Below are 23936 nucleotides of genomic sequence, written 5' to 3'. Positions count from 1 at the left end.
CTCACACCAGCTCCGGCGCCAGCATCCCGACCCCGAGCACGAGCCCGGCACAGTTGGCAGCCAGCAGGAGCACGGTCCACACCACCGCCGGGACGTGGGTGAGGGTGGCGAGCTGGTCGGGGTCGGACGTACGTCCACGGGTACGGCGCGAACCCAGCAGCTCGAGCAGCGGGCGGGGCGCGGCGAGCAGGAGCAGCCAGGCGACGAGGTACGACGCCACCGCCTGGACCTGTGCGGAGCCCCACCACGTCAGCGCGAAGAGGGCTGCGCCGCCGAGGAGCACGACGAGCAGGCCGTAGCCGTTGCGCACCCAGACCAGCAGCCCCGCGAGCAGCACGACCAGCAGCCAGAGCAGCGCGACGCCGCGGCCGTCGGCCAGGAGGAACGCCGCGAGGAGGCCCAGCAGCGCTGGGGCGAGGTAGCCGGCGGCGAGCATCGCCACCATGCCCGGGCCCCGCGGCTTCCCGCGCGACACCGTCAGCCCCGAGGTGTCCGAGTGCAACCGGATGCCGCTCAGCCGGCGGCCGGCAAGGACGGCGACCAGGGCGTGGCCGGCCTCGTGCACCACGGTGATGCCCAGGCGCACCTGCGGCCAGGCGACCAGCACGAGGAGGAGTGCGAGCACGCCGGTCGCGAGCACGAACGACGCGTCCGGCACCGGCTGGCGGGCCACGACTCGGTCCCAGATCTCCGCAAGATCCATCAGCCGATGGACAGGCGGTAGGCCCGCTCCTCGCCGTACGCCGCGAAGCCGGCCCGGCGCAACACCGGCGCGGAGGTCTCGACCCGGCCCTTGACCAGCGCCAGCCGGCAGCCGCGGTCCCGGCCGACGCGCAGTCGATGGTCGAGCACCGCGCGGTAGACACCCGTGCCCCTGGCCTCCGCGACGACCGCGCCTCCCCACAGCCGGAGCACGTCGCCGGCCACGCTGAAGCCTCCGGTCCCGAGTGCCGCGTCCCCGCGGTAGGCGACCAGCATCGGGTCACGGCCGCCGTCGGCGATGGAGGCGAGAGAGGACTGGAGCTCCTCCTCGGTGCGCAGCGTGCCGCCGAAGACGTCCACGCCGATCCGGTCGTAGTCGCCCAGCGTCTCGAGGTCGTCTACCTCACGGACCGCGACGTCGGCGGGGACGTCGAGGTCGACCGGCGCCGCGGTCAGGTCGAGGGCCAGGACCACGAGGGTCTCGCAGAGGGTCGCTCCCCGGTCGACCAGGTACGCCTCGAGCCCTACCGGACGGGTCAGGTCTCCCAGCCCCATGATCGCGACCTGCTCCCGGCCGAGCTCGGCCATAGCCCACAGGATGTCGTCGACGATCCCCTGCGGGTCGCGGATCGACTCGAAGGACGCCGGCATCGCCACGGTCGGCTCGGCGAAGTGGTCCGGGAACGCGACCACCCGGTATTCCGGCGTCCGCACCTCGCGGGCGAACGGCGGCACCCACACCCACTCGGCGGCCCGGGCGAGCACGTCGGCGGCGTCCAACGTCACTGCGCGAGAGCCTCGTTCATCGACCCCGACCGGAACCCGCGCGGGTCGACCTCGGCGAGCTCGAAGCCGGCCTCGCGCACGCCGTCCAGGACCCGCGTCGCGACAGTGGCGTCCAGCGGCAGGAGATCGGCGTCGATCTCCACGGACGCCCGGTCGCCGCCCAGGTCGCGCACCCGCAGGTTGCGGGCGGCGGGGAGGGCTCGGCGTACGACGGCCTCGGCCCGTTCCACCCGGGCCAGCGCGTGCGGCGTGACCTCGACGCCGTAGGCCACCCGCGACGACAGGCAGGCGGCGGCGGGCTTGTCCCAGGTGGGCAGGCCCCACCGGTGCGACGCCTCACGGACCTGTGCCTTGGTCAGGCCGGCATCTCGCAGCGGGGCCACGGCACCGCGCTCGTCAGCGGCGCGGATGCCGGGCCGGAAGCCGGCGACCGCGTCGTCGGCGTTGGTGCCGGTGGCGACTACGGCCAGCCCGCGCTCGGCAGCGATCGAGGAGAGCACCTCGACCAGCTCGGCCTTGCAGAAGAAGCAACGGTCCGAGCCGTTGGCTCGATAGCCCTCGCGGTCCATCTCGTGGGTCTCCGGTGTCAGCACCTCGACGCCGAGGGACTCGGCGAACGCCCGCGCCGGGTCGCGCTCGGCCTCGGGCAGAGAGTGGGAGTAGCCGGTCGCTGCGACGACCCGGTCGGCTCCGAGCGCCCCGACCGCGGCGGCGAGCAGGAAGGCGCTGTCGGCGCCGCCGCTGTAGGCCACCAGCACCGAGCCGCGGTCACGGAGGTCGGCCTCGAGCGCCGCCAGCCGGGTCGTCAGCAGGTGCTCGTCCAGCCAGGCCGGGAACTCCTCCAGCGACTCGAGCACCGCGTGGGTGCCCGCGTCGAGCAGCTCCTCGCGGGTGCAGCCGCCGGTCAGCACCGACACGCTCACCGCGTCCGCGGCCAGCGCCCCCTCGATGTCGTGCACGTGGTCGCCGACGTAGATGCTCGCGCCCTCGCGGCGCAGCACCTCCGCCTTGCCGACGCCCCACACCCAGCCCTCGAGCACATCGACGTCGAGCCCGAGATGGTCGCGGTGCAGCCGAGCGTTGGCAGGGTATTTGCCGGTGACCACGACGGTGCGGCCGCGATGACGGCGTACGGCGGCCAGTGCCTGGTGCGCGCCGGGCAGCACGGGCACCGACTCGATGGCGTACGACGGATAGAGCTCGCGGAACCGCTCGCCGGCCGGACCGATCGCCTCCGGGTCGAGGTAGGGCTCGAGCATCGTCTCCAGCGGAGGACCGAGCTTGGAGGTCAGCTGGGCAAGGGGGAACTCGACGCCGAGCTCGGCTCCCAGCGCCTCCAGGGTCCGCGCGAACCCGGGCACGGTGTCGATGAGCGTCATGTCCAGGTCGAAACCCACGGCAAGGGGTGGGTGCGACGTCGACATGGCGCCAGCGTAGGCAATGTGTGTTCGAGGGATCGGCCCCGACCGGTCGTGGCGCGGTGACCGCCGACCACGTGCACGTGGTCGGTAGGGTCACCGCGTGACCTCCCCGGACGCCGGCCCTGAGACCGGCCCGCCCTCTGACAAGGAGGACGCGAAGACGAAGAAGGACAGTCCGGGGCGCGCGCTCAGGGAGACGCTGCTGCTGCTGAGCTTCGCGATCCTGCTGGCGCTGGTCGTCAAGACCTTCTTCGTCCAGTCGTTCTACATCCCCTCGGAGTCGATGGAGCCGGGGCTGGTCGTCAACGACCGGATCCTGGTGCAGAAGCCGTCCTACTGGAACGGCGAGCCCCAGCGCGGCGACGTGATCGTCTTCGACGACCCGGGCGACTGGCTCTCCGGGCTGCAGAACCCGCAACCGCGGAACCTCCTCGCGCGGGCGCTGTCGAAGATCGGCCTCTACCCGACCGGCGGCCACCTGGTGAAGCGCGTGATCGGCGTCGAGGGTGACGTGATCGTCTGCTGCGACGAGGAGGGCCGGCTCAGCGTCAACGGCGAGCCCATCGACGAGGACGGATACCTCGCGGAGCTGCGCGGGAAGCGCGCCTGCGCGGGCCCGATGCCCGGCGGGCAGCGCAAGTGCGACTGGACCGCGGGACCGGTGCCCGAGGACAGCCTGTTCGTGATGGGCGACAACCGGGCCAACTCCGCGGATTCCTCGGTGCACGTGTGCTTCAAGGACGAGGGCTGCGACCCCCAGGAGGGCTACGTCTCGATCGACCTGGTGGTCGGCAAGGTCTTCGCCCTCGCCTGGCCGCCGGGCCGGGCCGAGTTCGTCGGCCGGGCCGACTCGTTCGAGGACGTCCCGGACCCCGAGACGGGCTAGTCGGTGGAGCCCTGGCCGACCAGCTGCCGGACCAGGGCCGCGGTCGCCGGCACCCGCTCGGCTCCGGGACGGTGGACGATCCCGTAGGTCCGGGTGCCGAACGACGCCTGCTCGCGCGTGACCACACCCGGGTGCCGGTAGGCGTCCAGCGCCGAGTGCGGCAGCAGCGTGACGCCGAGCCCGACTGCGACCAGGTTCTGCACCACGACGTAGTCGTCGCTGACGTGCCGGACCGCCGGGGCGAAGCCGGCCGCGGCGCAGAGCGCGACGGCGTGCGCCCGGCACCGTTCGCAACCCACGATCCACGGCTCGTCGACCAGCTGCGCCAGCGACAGCCGCCGGCGCCCGGCGAGCGGGTGGTCCGCGGCGAGGACCAGCGCGACCGCCTCCGCGGCGAGTGGCCGCCATACGAGCCCCCGGCCCGCCGCCGGGTCGCCGTCGTAGCCGAAGACCAGGGCGAGGTCGACGTCGCCGGACTCCAGCAGCGCGAGGGCCTCGGGCGGCTCGGCCTCGGTCAGCTCGACATCGATGTCCGGGTGCCGGGAGCGCAGACCGGCGACCGCGCGTGGCACGAGCGTGGCCGCCGCGCTGGGGTAGGCGGCCAGCCGGGCCCGGCCCCGTCGCAGCGCGGTGAGGTCGGCGAGCTCCTCCTCGGCCAGGTGCAGCTGGAGCGCCACCTGGTCGGCCCGGTCGAGGAGCCTGGTCCCGGGCTCCGTCAGCTGCACCCCGCTCGGGCCACGCAGCAGCAGCGGCACCCCGACCGCGCGCTCCAGCGCCGCGAGGTGCTGGCTCACGGCCGGCTGAGTCCAGCCCAGGGTTCGGGCGGCAGCGCTGATCGAGCCCGCCCGGGCGACCTCGCGGAAGATGAGCAGCCGTCGTGCATCCATAAGGACTGATTATGGCTCACTCTAGGAAGTCAGAGGTTCCTTTGATCACCGATCGGCCGCACGATGGGTCGCATGCGCAAGATCGGCCTTGTCGGCGGCATGAGCTGGCACTCGACCCTGGAGTACTACCGCGTCCTCAACGAACAGGTCGCCGCGACCCGCGGCGGGCACGCGTCGGCCCGAGTGGCTCTCGAGTCGCTCGACTTCGCCGAGATCCGCGACTGTCAGCAGACCGACGACTGGGCGCGTGCCGGCCGGCTGCTCACCGAGGCGGCAGTGCGCTGCCAGGGATCGGGTGCCGAGGCAGTGGCCATCTGCACCAACCTGATGCACCGCGTCGCCGACGAGGTCGAGGCGGCCCTCGACGTCCCGCTGCTGCACATCGCCGACGCGATCGCGGATGCCGCGCACGCCCGCGGCTGGTCCCAGGTCGGCGTGCTCGGCACCTCGTGGGTCGCGGCGGAGGACTTCTACGTCGGCCGGCTGGCCCGTAACGGCCTGAGGGTCCACGTCCCGCGCCCCGCCGAGCAGACCGAGATCGACCGGGTGATCTTCGAGGAGCTCACGCTGGGACGGATCGAGGCGACCTCCCGGGCGACGTACGCCGGGGTCGTCGCGCGACTGCGGGACGCCGGCGCCGAGGCGGTCGTGCTCGCCTGCACCGAGGTCGGCCTCCTGCTGCGGCCCGAGGACTGCGTACTGCCCTTGCTGGACTCGGTCGGTGTCCACGCCGAGGCGGCGGCCGACTGGGCCCTGGACGGCGGAGCGTGAGTTTCACCGGCTAGCCGGTGAATCTCACCCCGCGCGGCCCTCCGCCATCGCCGTCAGCGTCTCGAGCGCCTTGGGGGCGTCGGCCGTGACCATCGCCCCGAGGTCGTCAGCACCGGGGCCGGCGATGACCGTGCTGACGGTGATCTCGGCACCGTCCTCGTGCGTGCGGACGACGTGGTCGATCTCGATCACCAGGTCGCCCATGGTGAGCCGGTCGAGGTAGCGCGCGCCCGGCTCGACGATCTCGAGCGTCACCGGCACCTCGATGCCGCCGGTGAGCACCATCTTGCCGGCCGCACCCTCCGCGAAGTGGCCCTCGAAGGCGACTGACTCGACCGCCGGGTCCCAGGAGTGCCAGCTCGCGGGATGGCTCCACAGCGCCCAGACCGCGGCCGGGGAGGCGGACGTCGTCACCGTGTGGGAGTACTCGAACGTCATGGCGGCGACCTTACTGATGGTCGAGCCTCGCGACCGTCATCTCCCGGTCTCCGAACCGGACCCGGTCGCCGTGCTTGAGCGTCGCTGGCCGCCCGCCGTCGAGCCTCTTGTAGAGCCCGCCACGGACCAGGACCGAGCCGTTGGTGGATCCCCGGTCCATGACGACCAGGGCGCCGTCGGGCACGACCTGGAACTGCGCATGCGTCTTCGACAGCGACATGTCCGCCGACGCGAGCGCGAGCAGGGTGCCGACCGGCTCCCCGGGCCGTGGCTCCGGGCGGCGCCCGACGAGGACGAGCCCGCCGACGTCGAGCTCCTCGCCGGTGTCGAACCTGACCCGCCAGCGGGACACCTGACGGACCCGACGCCCAGGAGCCGACGGCACCGGCTCCGCGGCGGGCGGCGGGCCCGACCCGTCCGGCGTGCCGCCGACCAGCGGCCAGCCCAGGCCCTGCCGCGGCGAGACCGCGGCCGAAGCGTCCGGGTCGTGCGGCACCGGCAGCGACGGCGGGCGAGCGGGCGGCGTCGGAGACTGAGGCACCAGACGCATCGCGGTGAGGTTGACCACCGGACGTGGCTGCTCGACCTCGACGACCGTGGGCTCCTGCGGCGGCCGGACGTCCACCACCCAGCAGCGAGCGCGCAGGTCGTGCCAACCGCGGCGGCGGCCGGCGGGATCGGCGACGGCGGTCCAGGCCAGGGCGGCGGCCCCGAAGCCGAACGTCGGGAGCGTGGCCACCCCCAGCAACAGCGTGCGCAGCAGGGCGCGTGGGACGCCGATCGGCCGGCCATCCTCGACGTCGACGACCCGCAGGCCCAGCGTGGCCTTGCCGGCGGACACGCCCCACAGGCCCAGCCCGGCCGCGGAGGCCAGCACCAGGAGCAGGACCGCACCCGCGACGACGGCGAGGCCGGGCAGCCAGCGCTCGTCACGGAGGAACCACGCGTAGGCCCCCGCCGCGGCCGCGGCGTACAGGCTCCAGAGCAGCAGCCGGTCGAGCACGAAGGCGTAGAAGCGGCGGTCGAGCCCGGCCGGGACCAGGTCGAGCCCGGCGCCGGCGGCCGGCGGGGCGGTCGGGGCGGCGGTGGTCATCGCGTCACTGCTCGGGACGGGTGACCTGGATCGTGATGCCGTCGCCGATGTCGATCAACGCACCGGGCAGCAGCTGGACCGGCTCGCCCGGGGCTAGGTCCGTCGGGCCGAGCCCGGGCTGGACGACGACGGTCCCGTTGGTCGAGCCGAGGTCGGTGATCACCGCCGTGCCGTGGTCGGCACCGGTGCCGGGGCGCACCTCGATGTGCGTCGAGGAGATCTCGTAGTGCGCACTCGGCACCGTGACCAGCCGCGGCGCGTCGTCCCCGGCGTAGTGCTTCGACTCCGGCGCCCGGCCGATCACCGTGGCCCGGTCGATGTCGACGGTCTGGCCGCTGCTGATCACCAACCGGGCAACCACCTTGGTGACGTCGGGGGCCGGCTGCTGGCCGGAGATGCCCGGCGGGGGTGGCGGCGGGGGCAGCGGCGGGCCCGTGAGGGTGAGCCCGTCATGGTCGTCGGGTGGCGCCGGGGTCCAGGCCGGGGGCTCCGGAGACCGGACCGGCACCTCCGCGGACTCCTCGACGGGCGCCCAGATCGGCGACTCGTCCTCGGGCTCCTCGTCCCCGGCCTCCTCCTCGACAGAGGCCTCCTCGGAGTCAGCCTCTTCGAGGTCGGGTTCCTCGGGCGTCGGCACCTCGGGCACCGGGGCGAGCGCGAAGACGTCGCCCGACGCGGGCGGCGCTGGTGACTCGACGACGTGGAGCGCGCGCACCGGCCGACCTGACTCGAGGTCCTGCCGGGACTCCTCGAGGTGGGAGACCCGGAACAGCCCGGCGTCCACGAAGTAGGACGGGGCCGACTCGTCGTCGCCGGACTCGAGCTCGATGCGGATCCGCTCGACGTGCTGCAGCACCCGCTCCACCCACGTGGTGGCGCTCGACCCCTCGACCACCACCTCCTCGCCGCGCACGGTGAACGTCGCCACGGCCGGCCCGCGGATCACCACGTCGGTCTGGTCGTCCTCGGTGCTGACCAGGACGAAGCCCGGCAGGTCACGCAGGCCGGCGGAGATCAGTGCGTCGAGGGTGACGTCGAATCCGGCACCCTCGTCGACAAGCTCCCACAGCGCCGGCACCCGCGCCTTCTCGCTCGGCGGCAGGGCCACGAGAGCGCGCGGGCCGACCAGGCCGAACCAGGTGCCAGGCCGGTATGACCGGAGCGGGGTGCCAGACACGGAGTCATCCCACCACATCGACGACGATGGCGGTGGCGTTGTCCTCACCACCCGCCGCGGCGGCTGCGTCGACCAGTGCGGTGGCGGCCTCGCCGGGGTCGGGCTCAGTCGCCAGCACCTGGGCGATGTGGGCGTCGTCCACGAACCCGTTGACGCCGTCAGAACAAAGCAGCAGCCGGTCGGCATCGGCGACGTCGAGCCAGAAAAGATCTGGCTCGGCGGGACCGGGACCGCCGAGGGCGCGGGTGATGACATGCCGCTCCGGGTGGTCGGCGACCTGCTCCTCGGTGATGTCGCCCGCGTCGAGGAGCTCCTGCACCAGGCTGTGGTCGCGGGTCACCTGCTCCAGCCGACCCGACGCCATCCGATACGCGCGCGAGTCGCCGAGGTTGACAACCAACCAGGCCGGCCGGTCCGACTCGACGAGCACGGCCGCCACGACCGTGGTCCCGGGCGCGGCCCGGCCCACCTTCCCGGCGGCGTGCTCCTGGATCCGGCGCTGGCTCCGGTCCAGCGCGTCCAGGACGGCGTCCTCGGCGGCGGTCCGGTCGAAGGCCGACCCGGCCAGCCGGGCGAGCTCCTCGACCGCGATCGCGCTGGCCACGTCACCTCCGGCGTGCCCGCCCATCCCGTCGGCGACCACGAAGACCGGGGGCGCGGCGGCATACGCGTCCTCGTTGACCTCGCGCACGAGGCCGACGTCGGTCCGCCCGGCGTAGCGGAGCTCCGTGGCCATCAGTGGCCGACCAGTAGCGTTGGTCTGATGAGCACATCGGGATTTCGCTCGCTCGCCGGCCAGCTGCGCAGCTGGCCGGACGAGCGGCTCTCCCGCCTGCTCTCCGAACGTCCCGACCTGGCCACCCCGGCTCCTCACGACTCGGCCCAGCTGGCCTCGCGGGCGGCCACCAGGTCCTCGATCCTGCGCGCGCTCGACCAGCTCACCCGCGCCGAGCTCGCCGTGCTCGATGCCTTGGTGCTGACCGGGCGGTCAAGCGTGACCCGGTTGCAGGCGCTGGTCAACGCCGACGCCTCCGTCGTGGCGGCGGCGGTCGACCGGCTGCTCGAGCTGGCCCTCGCGTGGGAGTCCACCGGCGGGCTGCGTGCGCTGACCGGCGTGGCCGACGGCCTGGTCGGCGGCCCCGAGCAGGGCGTGAGCGGGCTGCGACCGTTCACGGACCCGCCCCCGCCCGCGACCGCCGTGGCGGAGTCGCTCGGCGCGCTGTCCGCACCGGCCCGCGCCCTGCTCGACCACGTCGTCGCCGCCGGCGGTGAGGCGACCACCGGCTCGGCCCGGGTCACCGTGCTTCCGGAGGATGCCGCCACCCCGGCGGAGGAGCTCTTGTCGCGGCGTCTGCTCGTCGCCCGCACCCCGGGCACGGCAGTGGTGCCGGGGGAGGTCGGAGTCGCCGTCCGCGGAGGCCGGACGACGGCCGAGCCGGTCGACGACACACCTCTGCTCGCGACCGGCACCCGGGACGCCGCGCAGGTCGACCGGGCCGCGGCGGGGGCCGCCTTCGAGGCTGTACGCCGCGTCGAGCTGCTCCTGGACAGGTGGGGCGCCTCCCCGCCGTCGGCGCTGCGCAGCGGTGGGCTCGGGGTGCGCGACCTCAAGGCCACCGCGACGGCACTGCACCTGGACGAGCCGACCGTCGCCCTGCTCGTCGAGACCGCCGCGGGCGCCGGCCTGGTGACGACGGTGGCGGACGGGTCCGGCAACCCGGTCTGGCTGCCGACCGACCTGTTCGACGCCTGGGTCCTGCGGCCGACCGCCGAGCGCTGGACGTCGCTGGCCCGGGTCTGGCTCGAGAGCCCGCGGATGCCCGGACTGGTGGGCTCGCGCGACCCGGCGGGCAAGGCGTGGAACGCGCTCGCCCCGGAGCTCGCGGCGGTGCACATGCCGGAGACGCGGCGGATGACCCTGGCCGCGCTGGAGGGGCTCCCGCCGGGTGAGGTCCTGGCTCCCGGCACCGGGATCCCGTCCGTGGTGGCGCTGCTGTCCTGGCAGCGGCCCCGGCGCCCGCGGCTGCGCGCCGACCAGGTGCTCTGGACGCTCACCGAGGCGGCGCTGCTGGGCGTCACCGGCCTCGACGGCCTGGCGTCCTACGCCCGGCTGCTGCTCACCGACGACGACGCGGCCGCGCGCAAGACGCTCTCCGCCCTCCTGCCGCAGCCGGTCGAGCACGTGCTCCTGCAGGCCGACCTCACCGCGGTGGCACCCGGACCACTGGAGTCCGCCCTCGCCCGCAAGCTCCAGCTCGTCGCCGAGGTGGAGTCGCGGGGCGGAGGCGCCGTCTACCGGTTCACCCCGTCCTCGGTCCGGCGAGCCCTCGACATCGGCTGGACGGCGACCGAGCTGCACGAGTTCCTGGCCTCCGTCTCGCGCACGCCGGTGCCGCAGCCCCTGGAATACCTCGTCGACGACACCGCCCGCACCTTCGGCACCATCCGGGTCGGGCACGCCGAGGCCTACCTGCGCGCCGACGACGAGACCGCGCTCACCGAGCTCCTGCACCACCCGCAGTCCGCCGGCCTGGGCCTGCGCCGCCTCGCGCCCACCGTGCTGACCAGCACGACCCCGATCGACGTTCTGCTCCCCCGGCTACGTGACCTCGGGGCAGCACCGGTGGTCGAGGCCGGCGACGGCACCGTCCACGTCGCCCGACCCGACCTGCGCCGGGCTCGGACGCCGCGTGAGCACCGCCAGGGCCAGGGGCCGCTGGGCGTCGACGCGGCCCGCGCGGCGCGGCGTACGGCCGCTGTCGCCTCGGTGGTGACCGCCATCCGGGCGGGCGACCGCGCCGCGGCCTCCCGGCCCACCGGGCGCGAGACCGCCTCGACGCCGTCTGGGTCCCTGGCCGCTCTCCGGGACGCGGCCGAGGTCGGGGCGGTCGTGGTGATCTCCTACGTCGACAACCAGGGCACCCGCACCGAGCGCGTGGTCGAACCGGTGTCGGTCGAGGGCGGCGTACTGACCGCCCACGACCACCGCACCGACGACACCCGCACCTTCGCGGTCCACCGGATCACCACGGTCCGTCCGGCCGAGCCCTTGTGAGCGTGGGACCCGGTCCCGGCCTCACCGGGGTTGGGTAAGTCCGGCGTGCCCGGACGTGCGACGACGAACGGGCGTTCAAGGATCGCCGGTATGCGGGGAATGCGCACGATCACTGCCCTGGCCGTCGCGCTCGGGCTGTCCGGCGTCTCCCTCGTGCCTGCGGACGGCGCGCCGGCGCCGGCTCCGCCGCAGGTCTCCGAGCGGGCCGGTGGGAAGTCAGCCCCCGACGTCGGCACGGAGGACGGCGCCCCGCGTGTCCTCCTCGACGACGTGATCCGCCCGGCTCGGTCCTCAGTCGCCGCCCGGGTTCGGAAGTGGCCCGGGCGGACCATCCCCTACTTCGAGAAGATCCCCGCGAAGTGGGACTGGAGCCTCGACCGGGCGATCGCGCACTGGAACGAGAGCGGCAGCAAGATCAAGTTCGTCGAGGTCCCGAGGCGCAAAGCCAAGCTCCTCATCAGCTACGGCGACACCGGTGGCGCAGACGGCGTCGGCACGCTCGGCTACCAGCACCGCAACTACGTCTACCTCTCGCCGGCCTACAAGAAGGCCGACCAGTTCAACCCCACGACCCGCGTGTGGGTGGGTCGGCTCTTCGCCCACGAGCTCGGCCACGTGCTGGGCTTCGACCACACGCCGGGGCAGTGCGCGCTGATGTACCCGGTCTACAACTTCGGCGTCTGCGACACCTTGGCACCCGGCAAGCCGGGCTACTACAACTGCCGGTGGATCGACAAGAAGCTGCTGCGCCGGTTCACGCAGATGTATGGCGGCAAGCCGAAGCGCCCGCCGAAGACATGCCTGATCGAGGAGCTGCCGGGCGAGCTCAAGAACGTGACGTTCTCCGGCGGCAACGCCGAGGCTAAGCCGGTGCGCATCACGTGGGCTTCACCCGCGACAGTCCGGGACGGCACGAAGGTCTACGTCACGGTCTGGAAGGGCACGTCCTGCTCCGCCGCCCCGGACAGCTGGGAGAGACGCGTCAGTGTGGACCCGAAGGCCGGGTCCTGGACGGATCCCGCCTATGGACTGGGCACCTGGTGCTACCTGGTCCACATCGAGAACCGGTACGGCGCCGCCAGGCCGGCGACGGGCCGCGCGATCTCGCGTTACGCGCCGGTGCCGGCCGCCCCCACCCTGGGCGCGCCGACCTGGGACCCGGCCTCCTTCGGCTTCCACCTGAGCTGGACCCCACCGGACGAACACACCTCGCTGAACGTGATGCGCGACGACGACCCGGCCACCTGCCCCACGGTGTACGACCCAAGCTCGGCCGACGGGCTCTACAGCGAGTCGCCAGGATCCTGGTTCCTCTCGACCTACCACGCGACCCAGTGCGTGAGCCTGTTCGCCGTCACCGACTGGGGCACGGTCAGCGCCGGCACCCAGGTCGTCCTGCAGGTCCCGCCGCCGCCGGTCACACCGACGGTGAGCGCCGTGGGCACCTACACGGAGGACCCCTCGGCCGCGAGCGCGACGGCGAGCCTCCCGCCCGGCGGCTCCTACAACCTCGGCATCGAGGTGCTCCCCGGAACGTGCCCGGCGGTGGTGCCGGGCGACCTCGAGTGGTGGGACGGCTATCAGGACTGGAACACCCCCGACCTCTGGTACTTCTACCCCGAGCCGTGGGGCAGCACGGAGCAGCATTGCGCGCTGTTCGCCGCCATCGACGACTTCGGGCAGCACGGACCAGTGGTGAAGCGGCAGTTCACACTGGCGGCACCCTGACCTTTGCTCGCTCCCTAGACTCGGTTGGTGGACTTCGTCAGGTACGCCGAGCGGTCGGCGGTGCTGCTCAACACCGACCTGCCGGACGTCGCCGCGCTCCAGGAGCACCTGGCCGGCCGGGACTGGCTCGTCGAGCAGAGCATCGACCGTGACTGCATGCTGCTACGCAAGTTCCAGCGCGAGCTGCGCCCGGTCTTCGAGGCCTCCGCCGAGAACGACGGTGAGACGGTCGTCGACCTGCTCAACGAGCTGATGGTCCGCTACCCCGTCACCCCCCGCATCTCCGACCACGCCGGCGACCTGCACATCCACGCGGCGTCCAAGTCCCAGTCGGTGGCCGAGCTCCTCGTCGGCGAGGCGCTGATCGGCCTCGCCTTCCTGGTCTGCGACCTCGGCCCGACCCGGCTCGGGATCTGCGACGCCTCGCCGTGCACCAACGTCTACGTCGACACCTCCCCCAACGCCTCGCGTCGCTACTGCTCGGACCGCTGCTCGTCGCGGGCCAACGTGGCGGCCTACCGAGCGCGGCAGAAGGCGGGCGTGGCGTGACGGCGGCGGCCGGCGCGGAGTTTCACCGGCTAGCCGGTGAAACTGGACCTTCGCTGCTGAAGTTTGAGCGGCTAAGCGTGAGTTTCACCGGCTACCCGGTGAAACTCACCGCCCCCCAGGCCCGCCGATGACGCACGACGGCCCGCTCATCGTCCAGTCGGACAAGACCCTGCTGCTCGAGGTCGACCACGAGCGCGCCGGGGAGTGCCGCCGCGCGATCGCGCCGTTCGCCGAGCTGGAGCGCTCACCCGAGCACATCCACACCTACCGGCTGACCCCGCTCGGGCTCTGGAACGCCCGCGCCGCCGGGCACGACGCCGAGCAGGTGGTCGACACCCTGCTGGAGTTCAGCCGGTACGCCGTGCCGCACGCGCTGCTCGTCGACGTCGCCGAGACGATGGCGCGCTACGGCCGGCTGCGGCTGGAGAAGCACCCGACGCATGGCCTGGTCCTCGTCAGCACCGACCGGCCCGTGCTGGAGGAGGTGCTCCGCGCCAAGAAGATCGCCGGGATGATCGGCGAGCGGATCGACGACGACACCGTCGTCGTGCACGGGTCCGAGCGCGGCAACCTCAAGCAGGCGCTGCTCAAGATCGGCTGGCCGGCCGAGGACTACGCCGGCTACGTCGACGGCGAGGCACATGCGATCGCGCTCGACGAGACCGAGTGGCACCTGCGGGACTACCAGCGCGACGCCGCCGAGTCGTTCTGGCACGGCGGCTCGGGCGTGGTCGTGCTCCCCTGCGGCGCCGGCAAGACGCTGGTGGGCGCGGCGGCGATGGCGCACGCCCAGGCGACCACGCTGATCCTGGTCACCAACACGGTGAGCGCCCGGCAGTGGAAGGACGAGCTGGTCCGGCGTACGTCGCTGACCGCCGACGAGATCGGCGAGTACTCCGGCTCGGTCAAGGAGGTCCGGCCAGTCACCATCGCGACCTACCAGGTGATGACCACCAAGCGCTCGGGCGTCTACCGGCATCTCGAGCTGCTCGACGCTCGCGACTGGGGCCTGATCATCTATGACGAGGTGCACCTGCTGCCCGCGCCGATCTTCCGGATGACCGCCGACCTCCAGGCCCGCCGCCGGATCGGGCTCACCGCGACGCTGGTGCGCGAGGACGGCCGCGAGGGCGACGTGTTCTCGCTGATCGGCCCGAAGCGCTACGACGCCCCGTGGAAGGACATCGAGTCGCAGGGCTGGATCGCGCCCGCCGACTGCGTCGAGGTGCGGGTGACGCTGCCGACCGACGAGCGCCTGGTCTATGCGACCGCGGAGCCCGAGGAGCGCTACCGCCTCGCCTCCTGCACGCACCAGAAGATCGACGTCGTCAAGGACCTGGTCGCCCGGCACGCGAGCCAGCCCACGCTGGTGATCGGCCAGTACCTCGACCAGCTCGACGAGCTCGCCCTCGCCCTGGACGCCCCGGTCATCAAGGGCGACACCCCGGTCAAGGAGCGGCAGCGGCTGTTCGAGGCCTTCCGGGCCGGCGAGGTCGGGCTGCTGGTGGTCTCCAAGGTCGCGAACTTCTCCATCGACCTGCCCTCGGCCGAGGTCGCGATCCAGGTCTCCGGGTCCTTCGGGTCACGCCAGGAGGAGGCCCAGCGCCTCGGCCGGATCCTGCGCCCGAAGTCCGAGGGCAAGACCGCGCACTTCTACACCATCGTCTCGCGCGACACCGTCGACGCCGAGTTCGCCCAGCACCGCCAGCGGTTCCTCGCCGAGCAGGGCTACGCCTACCGGATCGTCGACGCCGACGGGCTGGACGAGCTGCTGACGTGACCGACGAGCCTCCGGCCGGCACTGGTCATCTGCGGCTGACCGTCCAGCCCACGCTGCTCGGGAGGCCGGGGCTCGGGGTCACGGCCCGGGTGGACGGGGAGCCGGTGCGGGTGCAGCACGGGGAGAACGTCATCCCGCTGGCTGCCGGACGGCACCGGGTCGAGGCGTCCACGTTCCTCACCGGCGGATCGGGCGACGTGACCATCGAGGTCGACGTCCCGGCAGGCGGCCAGGTCGCGCTCTGGTACGCACCGTCCTTCGTCCGGGCAGTCTCGGGGCGGATCGGCGACCGGCCTCAGCGGCCGGCCGGCACGTGGTTCGTGGTGCTTGTCGCGCTGATCCTCGTGGTCGGGATGGCCTACACCTTTGCTCGCTGAGGTCAGTCCAGGACAGTGGCCACCAGGTAGAGCTGACAGAGCTTCTGCGTGGCCCGGCAGTGGAAGGACGAGCTGGTCCGGCGTACGTCGCTGACCGCCGACGAGATCCATCGAACTGCCCTCGGCCGAGGTGGCGATCCAGGTGTCCGGGTCCTTCGGGTCACGCCAGGAGGAGGCCCAGCGCCTCGGCCGGATCCTGCGCCCGAAGTCCGAGGGCAAGACCGCGCACTTCTACACGATCGTCTCCCGCGACACCGTCGACGCCGAGTTCGCCCAGCACCGCCAGCGGTTCCTGGCCGAACAGGGGTACGCGTACCGCATCGTCGATGCCGACGACCTGCCCGGCCTCGACCGGCTCGCATGAACCAGGCGCCGGTCGGCGCCACCGCTCACTGCGGCGTGATCAGCCCTCGGACGAGGCACTCCGTCGCGCCGTTGGTGAGGGCACCGACCAGAGAGATGCGCAGCACCGGCTGACCGTCCGCCTGCACGGTGCCCTCGAACGACCACCGCGCCATCGACCCCGCACTCCCCTCGCCGTTGAGGAACACCGTCGTCGATCCGGGTGGCAACGTCGTGTAGACGATGCTCTCGGTGACGCCGCCGACCCACTCGACCTGCGTGCCCGAGACCACGATCTTGGCGCCGGGAGCGACCGCCCCGAGGAAGGTCTGGATCCGCTGGTCCCCACCGCCGACGTCGCTGCAGCCGTGGTCGAACGAGACACCCCCGACGGCCAGCTGCGCCGGGTCGGGGCCGTCGAGGTCCACCAGGTGGTCGTACGAGACGCTCTTCGTGGGGAGCACCCCGGCAGCGAGGTCTGCGGCGCCCAGTGACCCGTCCATCACCTCGGCCGAGGTCACGCTGCCGTCGGCGATCTCCTGGCCCGTGACCGCTCCTGCCTTGATCTTGGCCGCGGTCACGGCGTTGTTCTTGATCTTCGCGGTCTTGACCGCGTTCTTCTTCAGCTGCTTGCTGCCGACGCTGTTGGCGGCCAGGCCGGCCGCGGCGGCCGTGCCCGTCAGGGCGACCACCAGAGCGAGCAGGGAGACGATGAGCGACAAGCGAGAGACAGCAGGCTGACGGCTTGGCATGGTCGGACCTCTCGGAGGGAGCGTGAGCCGCCAGTGTGGGGTCTGACCAGGCCCCCCGTGAAGAGCCCGGGCTTCGCCCTACCGACCCGCGTCCCGCAGCACCCGCTGGGCGGCGAGCCGGCCGGGTGAGCCGATAACGCAGCCGCCGGGGTGGGTGCCGGAGCCACACTGGTAGTAGCCGTCGATGGGGGTGGCGTACTGGCTCCAGCCCGGCGCCGGGCGGAAGAAGTACATCTGCGGCGCCAGGAACTCGCCGGCGAAGATGTTGCCCTCCGTGAGGCCGGTGCGGGTCTCGATGTCGAGGGGGGTGACGACCTCGCGACGCAGCACCAGGTCGCCGAAGCCCGGGAAGTGTGACTCGAGCACCGCCTGGGCCTTGTCTCCGAACCGGTCGCGCTCGGCGTCCCAGGTCGAGCCGCGCAGCTCGTAGGGCGCGTACTGCACGAAGCACGACATGACGTGCTTGCCGGGCGGCGCCATGGCGGGGTCGACGACCGACTGGATCGCGGCGTCGATGTAGGGCTCGTCGGAGTACCAGCCGTACTTCGAGGCGTCGAAGGCCCTCTCGACGTACTCCATCGTCGGACCGATGTTGAGGAAGCCGCCGAAGTGGTCGACGGAGTCCTTCAGGGCCGGGAACACCGGCAGCCCGTCGAGGGCGAAGTTGACCTTGGCGGAGACGCCGCGGAACTTCATCCGGCGCACGTTGTCGACCAGGTCGAGCGGGAGCTCGCGCGGCTCGACCAGCTCGAGGAAGGTACGCCGGGGGTCGAGCGCCGAGACGACGACGGGCGCCCGGAGCTCGGCGCCGTCCTCCAGCACCACCCCGACGGCGCGACCGTTGTCGGTCAGCACGGAGTCGACGGCGGCGCCGAGCCGGATCTCCGCGCCGAAGGCCTGGGCGGCCCGGGCGAGGACCTGCGTGAAGCCGCCGTTGCCGCCCTTGTGGAACGCCCACGAGCCGAGGTGCCCGTCGTGCTCACCGAGCTTGTGGAACAGCAGCACCAGACCCGAGCCGGGCGACATCGGCCCGACCTTGGAGCCGATGACCGAGGACGACGCGTGGTAGCCCTTGATGGCCTCGTGCTCGAAGTAGTCGTCGAGCCAGTCCGCGGCGCTGCCCGTGAGCAGGCGGACCACGTCGTGCATCGTCTTGCGGTCGACGCCGCCGAGGTGGTCGAGCAACCACTTCACGTCGACCGCGTCGTCAGGGTCACTGCCGAAGACGTCGGGCGGCGGGTTGTCGAACAGCGGCCGGACGACCTGGCAGACCCGGTCGAGGTCGCGGTGGTAGCGCTCGTAGGCGTCCGCGTCCCGCGGTGAGTGCCGCCGGATCTCCTGCAGGTTCTGCTGGTGGTCGTCGCCGAAGAGCAGGTAGTCGCCGTCGCCGGTCGGGTGGAACGACGACGGCATCATCAGCGGCAGGAACCCGTGCTCGACCAGGTCGAGCTCGTGGATGATCTCCGGCCGCAGCAGGCTCAGCGCGTAGGAGAACGTCGTGAACTGGAAGCCCGGCATCAGCTCCTCGGTGATGGCCGCGCCCCCGACCAGGTCGTTCTTCTCCAGCACCAGCGTGCGCAGGCCGGCCTTGCCGAGATACGCCGCGTGGGTGAGGCCGTTGTGGCCGCCGCCGATGACGATCGCGTCGAAATCGTTCATGCCTTCTTCACTAGTCCTTTTTCCGGGCAGGGTCGAAGAACGGCATCGCGGTCGTGGAGACCCGGACCGTCGTGTTGTGGTGGGCGATCGCGAGCTCGAGCCGAAGGTCAGTCCCGACCGCCGCGAGGTCCGGTCGGACCCGCGCGATGCCGATGTGCCGCTGGAGGACGGGCGAGTAGACGAACGACGTGCAGAACCCGACCTCGCTCCCCGCGTCGTCGAGCACCATCGACTCGTAGGGCAGCGGGTGCTCGGACTTGGGTGGCAGCAGGCCGGCGTCGCGGAACAGCCGGTCCCAGTCTGCGGGGTCGACGACGATCCCCGTCGTCGCCCAGCGCGAGCTGCCGTCCGCCAGCTCACGGCGGATGGCCTCGGAGCCGACGAAGCGGCGCGAGCCGTCGCGCACCCCGCGGAGCATCCAGCCCAGGCCGAGCTCCTTGGGTGTCACGCAGTCGGCGTCGCTCAGCGCCAGCCGGGCGTCCTTCCACTCGACGTCGATCAGGGGGAGACCGGCTTCGATCCGCAGCGTCATCAGCGCCTCCTCGCCGAACGGCCGGATGCCGTGGTCGCGCCCGGCCTCCAGCACCACGTCGAGGACGGCGACCGCGTCGTCGGCGGGAACCGTCAGCTCGAAGCCGAGGTCGCCGGTGTAGCCGGTCCGCGAGAGCGTGACCGCGGCACCGCCGATCTTGGCGGGGATGTGCGCGAAGTAGGCCAGCGACTCGGTCTCCGGGACCAGCGCCGTCAGTACGGTGCGCGAGCGCGGACCCTGCACCGCGAGTATCCCGTAGGCGTCGGTGACGTCCTCGAGCTCGACGCGCTGCCCCGACCCCAGCTCCTCGAACCACGACAGCGACGGACGGGCAGCGGTGAGCAGGAACTCGTCGGCGCCCAAGCCTTCCGGGGAGTGCCGGAACACCACGCCGTCGTGCATCACGAACCCACGGTCATCGCACCACGCGGTGTACTGCGCCTGACCGGGCCGGCAGGCCTTGACGTCGCGCACCAGCGCCCCGGACAGCAGGCGCTCAGCGTCGGGCCCGGTGACGGCGTACTTGTAGAGCGGCGAGGTGTCGAAGACGCCGACCGAGTTGCGCACCGCGAAGTACTCGTGCTTCGGCGCGTGGCTGTAGCGCAGCGGCGACAGGGTGCCCTGCCAGTGCGTGTAGAGCCCCTGGTCGTTGAGCTCGCTCAGCCGCGGATGGAACGGGGTGGTGCGCACGACGGAAACGCTACTCTTTACTGATCTGCGAGTCAGCAAGGAGAGACTGGGGTGCTTCTGGTCGGCACGGCGTCAGTCCAGGGTCCGCACATCGACGCCGAGCTCCACCTCGAGCTGGGCGGCCACCCACCTGCGCAGTTCCTCGCGGGTGATGCTCCGGTGCACGACCGCAGCCACCGACAGCCCGTCGACCAGGGCGGACACCCTCGCCACGGCGGCAGTGGGGTCCGCGCAGGTGAACTCCCCCGCCGCGACGCCGTCGTCGACCACGCCGCGCAGGATGTCCTGCCAGCGCCGGTCGAGCGCGCGCAGCGTCCGGCGGACGCGAGGGTCGCGCTGTGCGACCGCCCAGGCGTCGATCCAGATACGCCAGCCGGTGGCGCGGCCGGTCGGCCCGTACAGCCGCAGCACCCGGCGCAGGCGCTCGACCGGCTCGCCAGCGGCCGCTGCCTTCTCCAGCCGCCGCAGGTCGCGCTCGACGGCGTGGGCGAAGGCCTCGACGACCAGGTCGTCCTTGGTCCCGAAGTGGTAGAAGACGAGCGCCGGGCTCACGTCGAGCTCGCCCGCCACGTCGGCCACCCGGACCGCGGCAAGGCCGAGCCGGTCGATGAGCCGGACGGTGACGGTGAGGATCTCCTCCCGGCGCACCTCGGCCGCACGACGTGCCCTGCGGGTCAAGCCCGACCTCCCATGTCGTGGAGCCTAGTGCGGGAAGGCGGCTGGACCCGATGACGCCCACCCCGCTGCCGGCCCGCATGCTGCCCGCCGCGGCGTACACCTCGCCGGACGTGCTCACGTGGGAGCGCCGTCACCTGTTCGCTGGCAGCTGGACCTGCCTCGGGCGGACGCAGGACCTGTTCGCCGACGAGCGCGCCACCCAGCGAGCGGTGCGGGTCGGGGACGTCGGCTGCCTGCTGGTGCAGGGGAACGCCGGGCTCCGGATGTTCGCCAACACCTGCCGGCACCGCGGCCACGAGCTGCTTCCCGAGGGCGAGACCGCCAGCCGGCGGGCTATCTCCTGCCCTTACCACGCGTGGACCTACGACCTCGACGGAGAGCTCATGGGAGCTCCGGGCTTCCGCGACGACGCGGGCTTCGACTCCGCCGACCACGGGCTGGTCGAGCTGCCGGTCAAGGTCTGGCAGGGCTGGGTGTTCGGGCATGCGCTCCACCCCCTTGGCAGCGTCGAGGTCCCGGCGTTCGAGACGCACCTCGGCGCGATCGCGGAGCTGTTGGCGCCGTACGACGCAGGGTCGCTGGTCGTCGCGGACCGGCACACCTACGAGGTGGCGGCCAACTGGAAGGTGATCGCCGAGAACTACCACGAGTGCTACCACTGCCCGCTGATCCACCCGGAGCTGTGTCAGGTCACGCTGCCCGACTCCGGCGACAACTACGACCTGCCGGGCAGCTGGATCGGCGGGTCGATGGACCTGCGCGAGGGCATGGCGACGATGTCGATGACCGGCGAGCTCGCGGCGACGCCGCTGCCGGGCGTCGACCCGGCCAGGGTGGAGTATCTGCACCTGCTGCCCAACCTGCTGGTGTCGGCACACCCCGACTACGTGATGACCCACCGGGTCGTCCCGCTCGAGCCGGGCCGCACCTGGGTCGAGTGCACGTGGCTGACGCTGCCCGAGTCGGCCCCGGGTGGCGCCACTGTCGCGGTCGAGTTCTGGGACCGGACCAACCGCCAGGACTGGGCCGCGTGCGAGTCGGTGCAGCGCGGACTGCAGAGCCCGCACTTCCGCCCGGGGCCGTTCGCGCCCAACGAGGATGCCGTCGCCCAGCTGGTCGCGACGATCGGCACGGCCTACCGCGAGGGCGGGCTCGAGATCTAGGCCCCCGGCATGGGCAGCAGCTCGCAGACCTCGATGGAGCTGCCCCCCATCATCAGGTGCGGGTGCCCGTCCAACAGCGCGGTGAGCGCCTCGGTGGACTCGGCCTCCATGAGCGAGTAGCCACCGACGAAGCCGGCCGAAGCCGGGCCGTCGCCCACGGTCGCCACCGTCTGGGTGGGCGAGCCCATGTCGAGGATCGCCGGTCCGGCCTTGCCCGCCCAGGCCATCCAGGCGTCCATGCCGGCCTGCGCCTCCTCGGGCGTGGCCCCGCTCATCTGGTCCTGGGCGGAGACGGTGGAGCGGTAGAGCAGCAGGTACTTCGTCATCGAGCGAGCCTCCTGAGCGAGTGGAACCTATTTTGACTAGTATCAAAATACTCACGGATCGAGGAGCGCTGCAAGGATGAGCCGATGAGCAGCCGCCGAGCGGTCGACGGGGGCGGCCTCCAGGCCACGATCGACGCTCTGGCCTCTCCCGTCCGCCGCGAGATCCTGTGGATGCTCTGGGACGCCGAACTGCCCGCCGGCGAGATCGCGGCCGGGTGTCACGTCACCGCCGGCACCGTGTCCACGCACCTGGCGGCGCTGCGCAGGGCCGGGCTCGTCACGATGCGCGCCGAGGGCAACTTCCGCTACTACTCCCTGGACCGGTCGGCGATCGAGGCGGTGCTGCCGCTCCTCGCGAGCTCGGACAGCAAGTGGCTGCCCGCCGACGACGTCCCCGAGCGCGACCTGGCCTCCAGCTCGCTCGCGCAGTGGGTGACGGTGACCACCGACGTACGCCTGGACCCCGCCGATGCGTTCGAGTCGTTCGCCGACGGCGACCGCTACTCCGCCTGGCTCGGGGTGCCGGTGTCCATCGACCAGGGCCGCTTCCGCGCGGAGCTGGAGTGGGGTACCCGGGTCCGCGGCCGCTACGAGGTCCTCGCCCCACCGCACCTCATCGCGATGAGATGGGACTTCGACGACGACCAGACGCCGGTGCCGGGCCGGCAGCTCGTCGGCTACCTGCGCTTCCTCCAGGTGGACGAGGGCTGCCGCGTCGAGGTGCACCAAGAGGCGCCGGACGCCCAGCAGGCGGACTACCTCACCGCCGCCTGGTCCATGGTGCTCGGCCGACTGAAGGAGCACGCCGACCTCGATCGGAGGACCACGCGCCGCCGGCGTCCCAAGAAGCTCGGCTGACCGTCGGCGCGGCACGGCCACTCCGGGCGTCCCACGTCAGCACGCCGTTTTACGGGACACCCGCGACCGCTCCTACCCTGGCCGGGTGAAGGTCCTGCTGCTGGAGAACATCCACCCGGTCGCGGTCGAGACGCTCAAGCGCCACGGCTGGGACGTCGAGCTGCGCGCCGGCTCGCTGTCCGAGGACGAGCTGGTCGCGGCCCTCGACGGCGTGCACCTGCTCGGCATCCGCTCCAACACCACGATCACCTCCCGGGTGCTGGACGCCGCCCCCGACCTCATGGCGGTCGGCTGCTTCTGCATCGGCACCAACCAGGTCGACCTGAATGCGGCGGCCGAGCGTGGTGTGGCGGTGTTCAACGCGCCCTACTCCAACACCCGCAGCGTGGTGGAGCTGGTGATCGGCGAGATCATCGCGCTGGCCCGGCGGCTGCCCGAGAAGACCGCGATGATGCACGCCGGCATCTGGGACAAGTCGGCCGCCGGGAGCCACGAGATCCGCGGCCGCACGCTCGGCATCGTCGGCTACGGCAACATCGGCACCCAGCTGTCCAACCTCGCCGAGGCGCTCGGCCTGCGGGTGATCTTCTTTGACACCGCCGACCGGCTTGCGCACGGCAACGCGCGCCGGATGCCGTCGCTGGACGCGCTGCTCGCGGAGGCCGACGTGGTCTCGCTGCACGTCGACGGGCGGCCCGGCAACGCCGGGTTCTTCGGCGACGCGGAGTTCACCAAGATGAAGCCCCGCGCGCTGTTCATCAATGCCTCCCGCGGGATGGTGGTCGACGACCTCGCGCTGCGCCGCCACATCGAGTCCGGTCACATCGCCGGCGCCGCGCTCGACGTCTTCCCGGTCGAGCCCAAGAAGCAGGGCGACGAGTTCCAGTCGGTGCTCCGCGGCCTCGACAACGTGATCCTCACCCCCCACGTCGGCGGCTCGACGCAGGAGGCGCAGGCCGAGATCGGCTGGTTCGTGGCCGGCAAGCTGGCGGCGTTCGTCGAGCACGGCAGCACCGCGCTGTCGGTCAACCTGCCCGCGGTCCAGCCGCCGCTGCTCACCGAGGGAGTGCGGATCGGCTACCTGCACGTCAACGTCCCCGGCGTGCTCGCCGAGATCAACGCGCACCTCGCCGAGCAGGGCGCCAACGTGCTCGGGGAATACCTCGCCACCCGTGGCCACCAGGGCTACGTCGTCATCGACGCCACCGAGATGATCTCCGAGCCCGGTCTCGACAAGGTGCGTTCCTCGCCGCACACGATCTGGCTCCGCACCTACGCCTCGTAGT

23 protein-coding genes and 1 pseudogene are annotated in these 23936 nt (G+C 72.3%); 11 read left to right on the top strand and 13 right to left on the bottom strand.

Going from position 1 to position 23936, the window contains the following annotated elements; all coding sequences use genetic code 11:
• Nucleotide 1: 1 nt before the first annotated feature.
• From ACYVC6_RS07120 to larE, 3 genes are read right to left on the bottom strand one after another with little or no spacing between them, the layout of a single operon-like run.
• Complete coding sequence (locus ACYVC6_RS07120; RefSeq protein ID WP_460712391.1) at nucleotides 2-703, bottom strand: M50 family metallopeptidase; 702 nt, start codon at nucleotides 701-703, stop codon at nucleotides 2-4.
• Entirely contained in the window at nucleotides 703-1488 is a 786-nt protein-coding gene (locus ACYVC6_RS07115; RefSeq protein ID WP_460712389.1) for a GNAT family N-acetyltransferase, read from the bottom strand. The genes ACYVC6_RS07120 and ACYVC6_RS07115 overlap by 1 nt, the downstream gene beginning before the upstream one ends.
• Nucleotides 1485-2912 carry an ATP-dependent sacrificial sulfur transferase LarE gene (gene larE, locus ACYVC6_RS07110; RefSeq protein WP_460712387.1) on the bottom strand — a complete coding sequence of 476 codons (1428 nt, stop codon included), beginning with the start codon at nucleotides 2910-2912 and terminating at the stop codon, nucleotides 1485-1487. The genes ACYVC6_RS07115 and larE overlap by 4 nt, the downstream gene beginning before the upstream one ends.
• A 97-nt stretch (nucleotides 2913-3009) precedes the next feature.
• Between larE and lepB the strand changes: the two genes are divergently transcribed.
• Nucleotides 3010-3795 carry a signal peptidase I gene (gene lepB / locus ACYVC6_RS07105; protein ID WP_460712385.1) on the top strand — a complete coding sequence of 262 codons (786 nt, stop codon included), beginning with the start codon at nucleotides 3010-3012 and terminating at the stop codon, nucleotides 3793-3795.
• On the opposite strand, the gene ACYVC6_RS07100 is transcribed toward lepB, so the two are convergent.
• A complete protein-coding gene (locus tag ACYVC6_RS07100; RefSeq protein WP_460712383.1) occupies nucleotides 3792-4682 on the bottom strand; it encodes a LysR family transcriptional regulator in 891 nt (296 codons plus the stop codon). The genes lepB and ACYVC6_RS07100 overlap by 4 nt on opposite strands.
• Before the next feature lie 72 nt (nucleotides 4683-4754).
• Here ACYVC6_RS07100 and ACYVC6_RS07095 point away from each other — a divergent pair, with 72 nt between their 5' ends.
• The gene (locus ACYVC6_RS07095; RefSeq protein ID WP_460712381.1) at nucleotides 4755-5453 is read left to right on the top strand and encodes an aspartate/glutamate racemase family protein; all 699 of its coding nucleotides are present in this window, start codon (nucleotides 4755-4757) and stop codon (nucleotides 5451-5453) included.
• Nucleotides 5454-5477: 24 nt separating this feature from the next.
• Here ACYVC6_RS07095 and ACYVC6_RS07090 read toward each other — a convergent pair whose 3' ends face one another.
• The 4 genes from ACYVC6_RS07090 to ACYVC6_RS07075 are packed head-to-tail and all read right to left on the bottom strand — an operon-like array spanning nucleotide 5478 to nucleotide 8897.
• Complete coding sequence (locus ACYVC6_RS07090; protein ID WP_460712379.1) at nucleotides 5478-5891, bottom strand: SRPBCC family protein; 414 nt, start codon at nucleotides 5889-5891, stop codon at nucleotides 5478-5480.
• Nucleotides 5892-5901: 10 nt separating this feature from the next.
• Entirely contained in the window at nucleotides 5902-6984 is a 1083-nt protein-coding gene (locus tag ACYVC6_RS07085; RefSeq protein WP_460712377.1) for an RDD family protein, read from the bottom strand.
• 4 nt (nucleotides 6985-6988) lie between these two features.
• Nucleotides 6989-8161, bottom strand: coding sequence for an FHA domain-containing protein (locus tag ACYVC6_RS07080; protein WP_460712375.1), 1173 nt, complete (start codon nucleotides 8159-8161; stop codon nucleotides 6989-6991).
• Nucleotides 8162-8165: 4 nt separating this feature from the next.
• Nucleotides 8166-8897, bottom strand: coding sequence for a PP2C family protein-serine/threonine phosphatase (locus ACYVC6_RS07075; protein ID WP_460712373.1), 732 nt, complete (start codon nucleotides 8895-8897; stop codon nucleotides 8166-8168).
• Between the two features lie 27 nt (nucleotides 8898-8924).
• Between ACYVC6_RS07075 and ACYVC6_RS07070 the strand changes: the two genes are divergently transcribed.
• The 6 genes and pseudogenes from ACYVC6_RS07070 to ACYVC6_RS07045 all read left to right on the top strand — a co-directional run.
• A complete protein-coding gene (locus tag ACYVC6_RS07070; protein WP_460712371.1) occupies nucleotides 8925-11216 on the top strand; it encodes a helicase-associated domain-containing protein in 2292 nt (763 codons plus the stop codon).
• A gap of 90 nt (nucleotides 11217-11306) precedes the next feature.
• On the top strand, nucleotides 11307-12944 hold the full coding sequence (locus ACYVC6_RS07065) for a matrixin family metalloprotease (RefSeq protein WP_460712369.1): 1638 nt from the start codon (nucleotides 11307-11309) through the stop codon (nucleotides 12942-12944).
• Between the two features lie 27 nt (nucleotides 12945-12971).
• Nucleotides 12972-13493, top strand: coding sequence for a CGNR zinc finger domain-containing protein (locus ACYVC6_RS07060; protein WP_460712367.1), 522 nt, complete (start codon nucleotides 12972-12974; stop codon nucleotides 13491-13493).
• Nucleotides 13494-13620: 127 nt separating this feature from the next.
• Nucleotides 13621-15273: a DNA repair helicase XPB gene (locus tag ACYVC6_RS07055; RefSeq protein ID WP_460712365.1), complete on the top strand. Its 1653-nt coding sequence runs from the start codon at nucleotides 13621-13623 to the stop codon at nucleotides 15271-15273.
• Nucleotides 15270-15650 (top strand): hypothetical protein, encoded by a 381-nt coding sequence (locus ACYVC6_RS07050; RefSeq protein WP_460712363.1) that lies wholly within the window; start codon nucleotides 15270-15272, stop codon nucleotides 15648-15650. Before ACYVC6_RS07055 ends, ACYVC6_RS07050 begins: the two co-directional genes overlap by 4 nt.
• Before the next feature lie 106 nt (nucleotides 15651-15756).
• Nucleotides 15757-16014, top strand: a pseudogene (locus ACYVC6_RS07045) (DNA repair helicase XPB); the annotation flags it as partial.
• A gap of 25 nt (nucleotides 16015-16039) precedes the next feature.
• On the opposite strand, the gene ACYVC6_RS07040 reads toward ACYVC6_RS07045, so the two are convergent.
• From ACYVC6_RS07040 to ACYVC6_RS07025, 4 genes are all read right to left on the bottom strand, one after another.
• On the bottom strand, nucleotides 16040-16714 hold the full coding sequence (locus ACYVC6_RS07040) for a hypothetical protein (RefSeq protein ID WP_460712361.1): 675 nt from the start codon (nucleotides 16712-16714) through the stop codon (nucleotides 16040-16042).
• 108 nt (nucleotides 16715-16822) lie between these two features.
• Nucleotides 16823-18403 carry a phytoene desaturase family protein gene (locus ACYVC6_RS07035; protein WP_460712359.1) on the bottom strand — a complete coding sequence of 527 codons (1581 nt, stop codon included), beginning with the start codon at nucleotides 18401-18403 and terminating at the stop codon, nucleotides 16823-16825.
• Between the two features lie 10 nt (nucleotides 18404-18413).
• Nucleotides 18414-19625 carry an aminomethyltransferase family protein gene (locus tag ACYVC6_RS07030; RefSeq protein WP_460712357.1) on the bottom strand — a complete coding sequence of 404 codons (1212 nt, stop codon included), beginning with the start codon at nucleotides 19623-19625 and terminating at the stop codon, nucleotides 18414-18416.
• Between the two features lie 72 nt (nucleotides 19626-19697).
• Nucleotides 19698-20303, bottom strand: coding sequence for a TetR/AcrR family transcriptional regulator (locus ACYVC6_RS07025; protein WP_460712355.1), 606 nt, complete (start codon nucleotides 20301-20303; stop codon nucleotides 19698-19700).
• Nucleotides 20304-20353: 50 nt separating this feature from the next.
• Between ACYVC6_RS07025 and ACYVC6_RS07020 the strand changes: the two genes are divergently transcribed.
• Nucleotides 20354-21466 carry an aromatic ring-hydroxylating oxygenase subunit alpha gene (locus ACYVC6_RS07020; RefSeq protein ID WP_460712353.1) on the top strand — a complete coding sequence of 371 codons (1113 nt, stop codon included), beginning with the start codon at nucleotides 20354-20356 and terminating at the stop codon, nucleotides 21464-21466.
• Here the strand turns inward: ACYVC6_RS07020 and ACYVC6_RS07015 are convergent.
• Entirely contained in the window at nucleotides 21463-21792 is a 330-nt protein-coding gene (locus ACYVC6_RS07015; RefSeq protein ID WP_460712351.1) for a YciI family protein, read from the bottom strand. The two genes, ACYVC6_RS07020 and ACYVC6_RS07015, sit on opposite strands and share 4 nt — an antisense overlap.
• 84 nt (nucleotides 21793-21876) lie before the next feature.
• Here ACYVC6_RS07015 and ACYVC6_RS07010 point away from each other — a divergent pair, with 84 nt between their 5' ends.
• Nucleotides 21877-22650: a metalloregulator ArsR/SmtB family transcription factor gene (locus ACYVC6_RS07010; protein ID WP_460712349.1), complete on the top strand. Its 774-nt coding sequence runs from the start codon at nucleotides 21877-21879 to the stop codon at nucleotides 22648-22650.
• Nucleotides 22651-22735: 85 nt separating this feature from the next.
• A complete protein-coding gene (serA, locus tag ACYVC6_RS07005; RefSeq protein WP_460712347.1) occupies nucleotides 22736-23935 on the top strand; it encodes a phosphoglycerate dehydrogenase in 1200 nt (399 codons plus the stop codon).
• Nucleotide 23936 lies beyond the last annotated feature (1 nt).

It is taken from the genome of Nocardioides dilutus (genome assembly GCF_054779555.1).
This window is presented reverse-complemented; position numbering and strand designations above follow the sequence as displayed.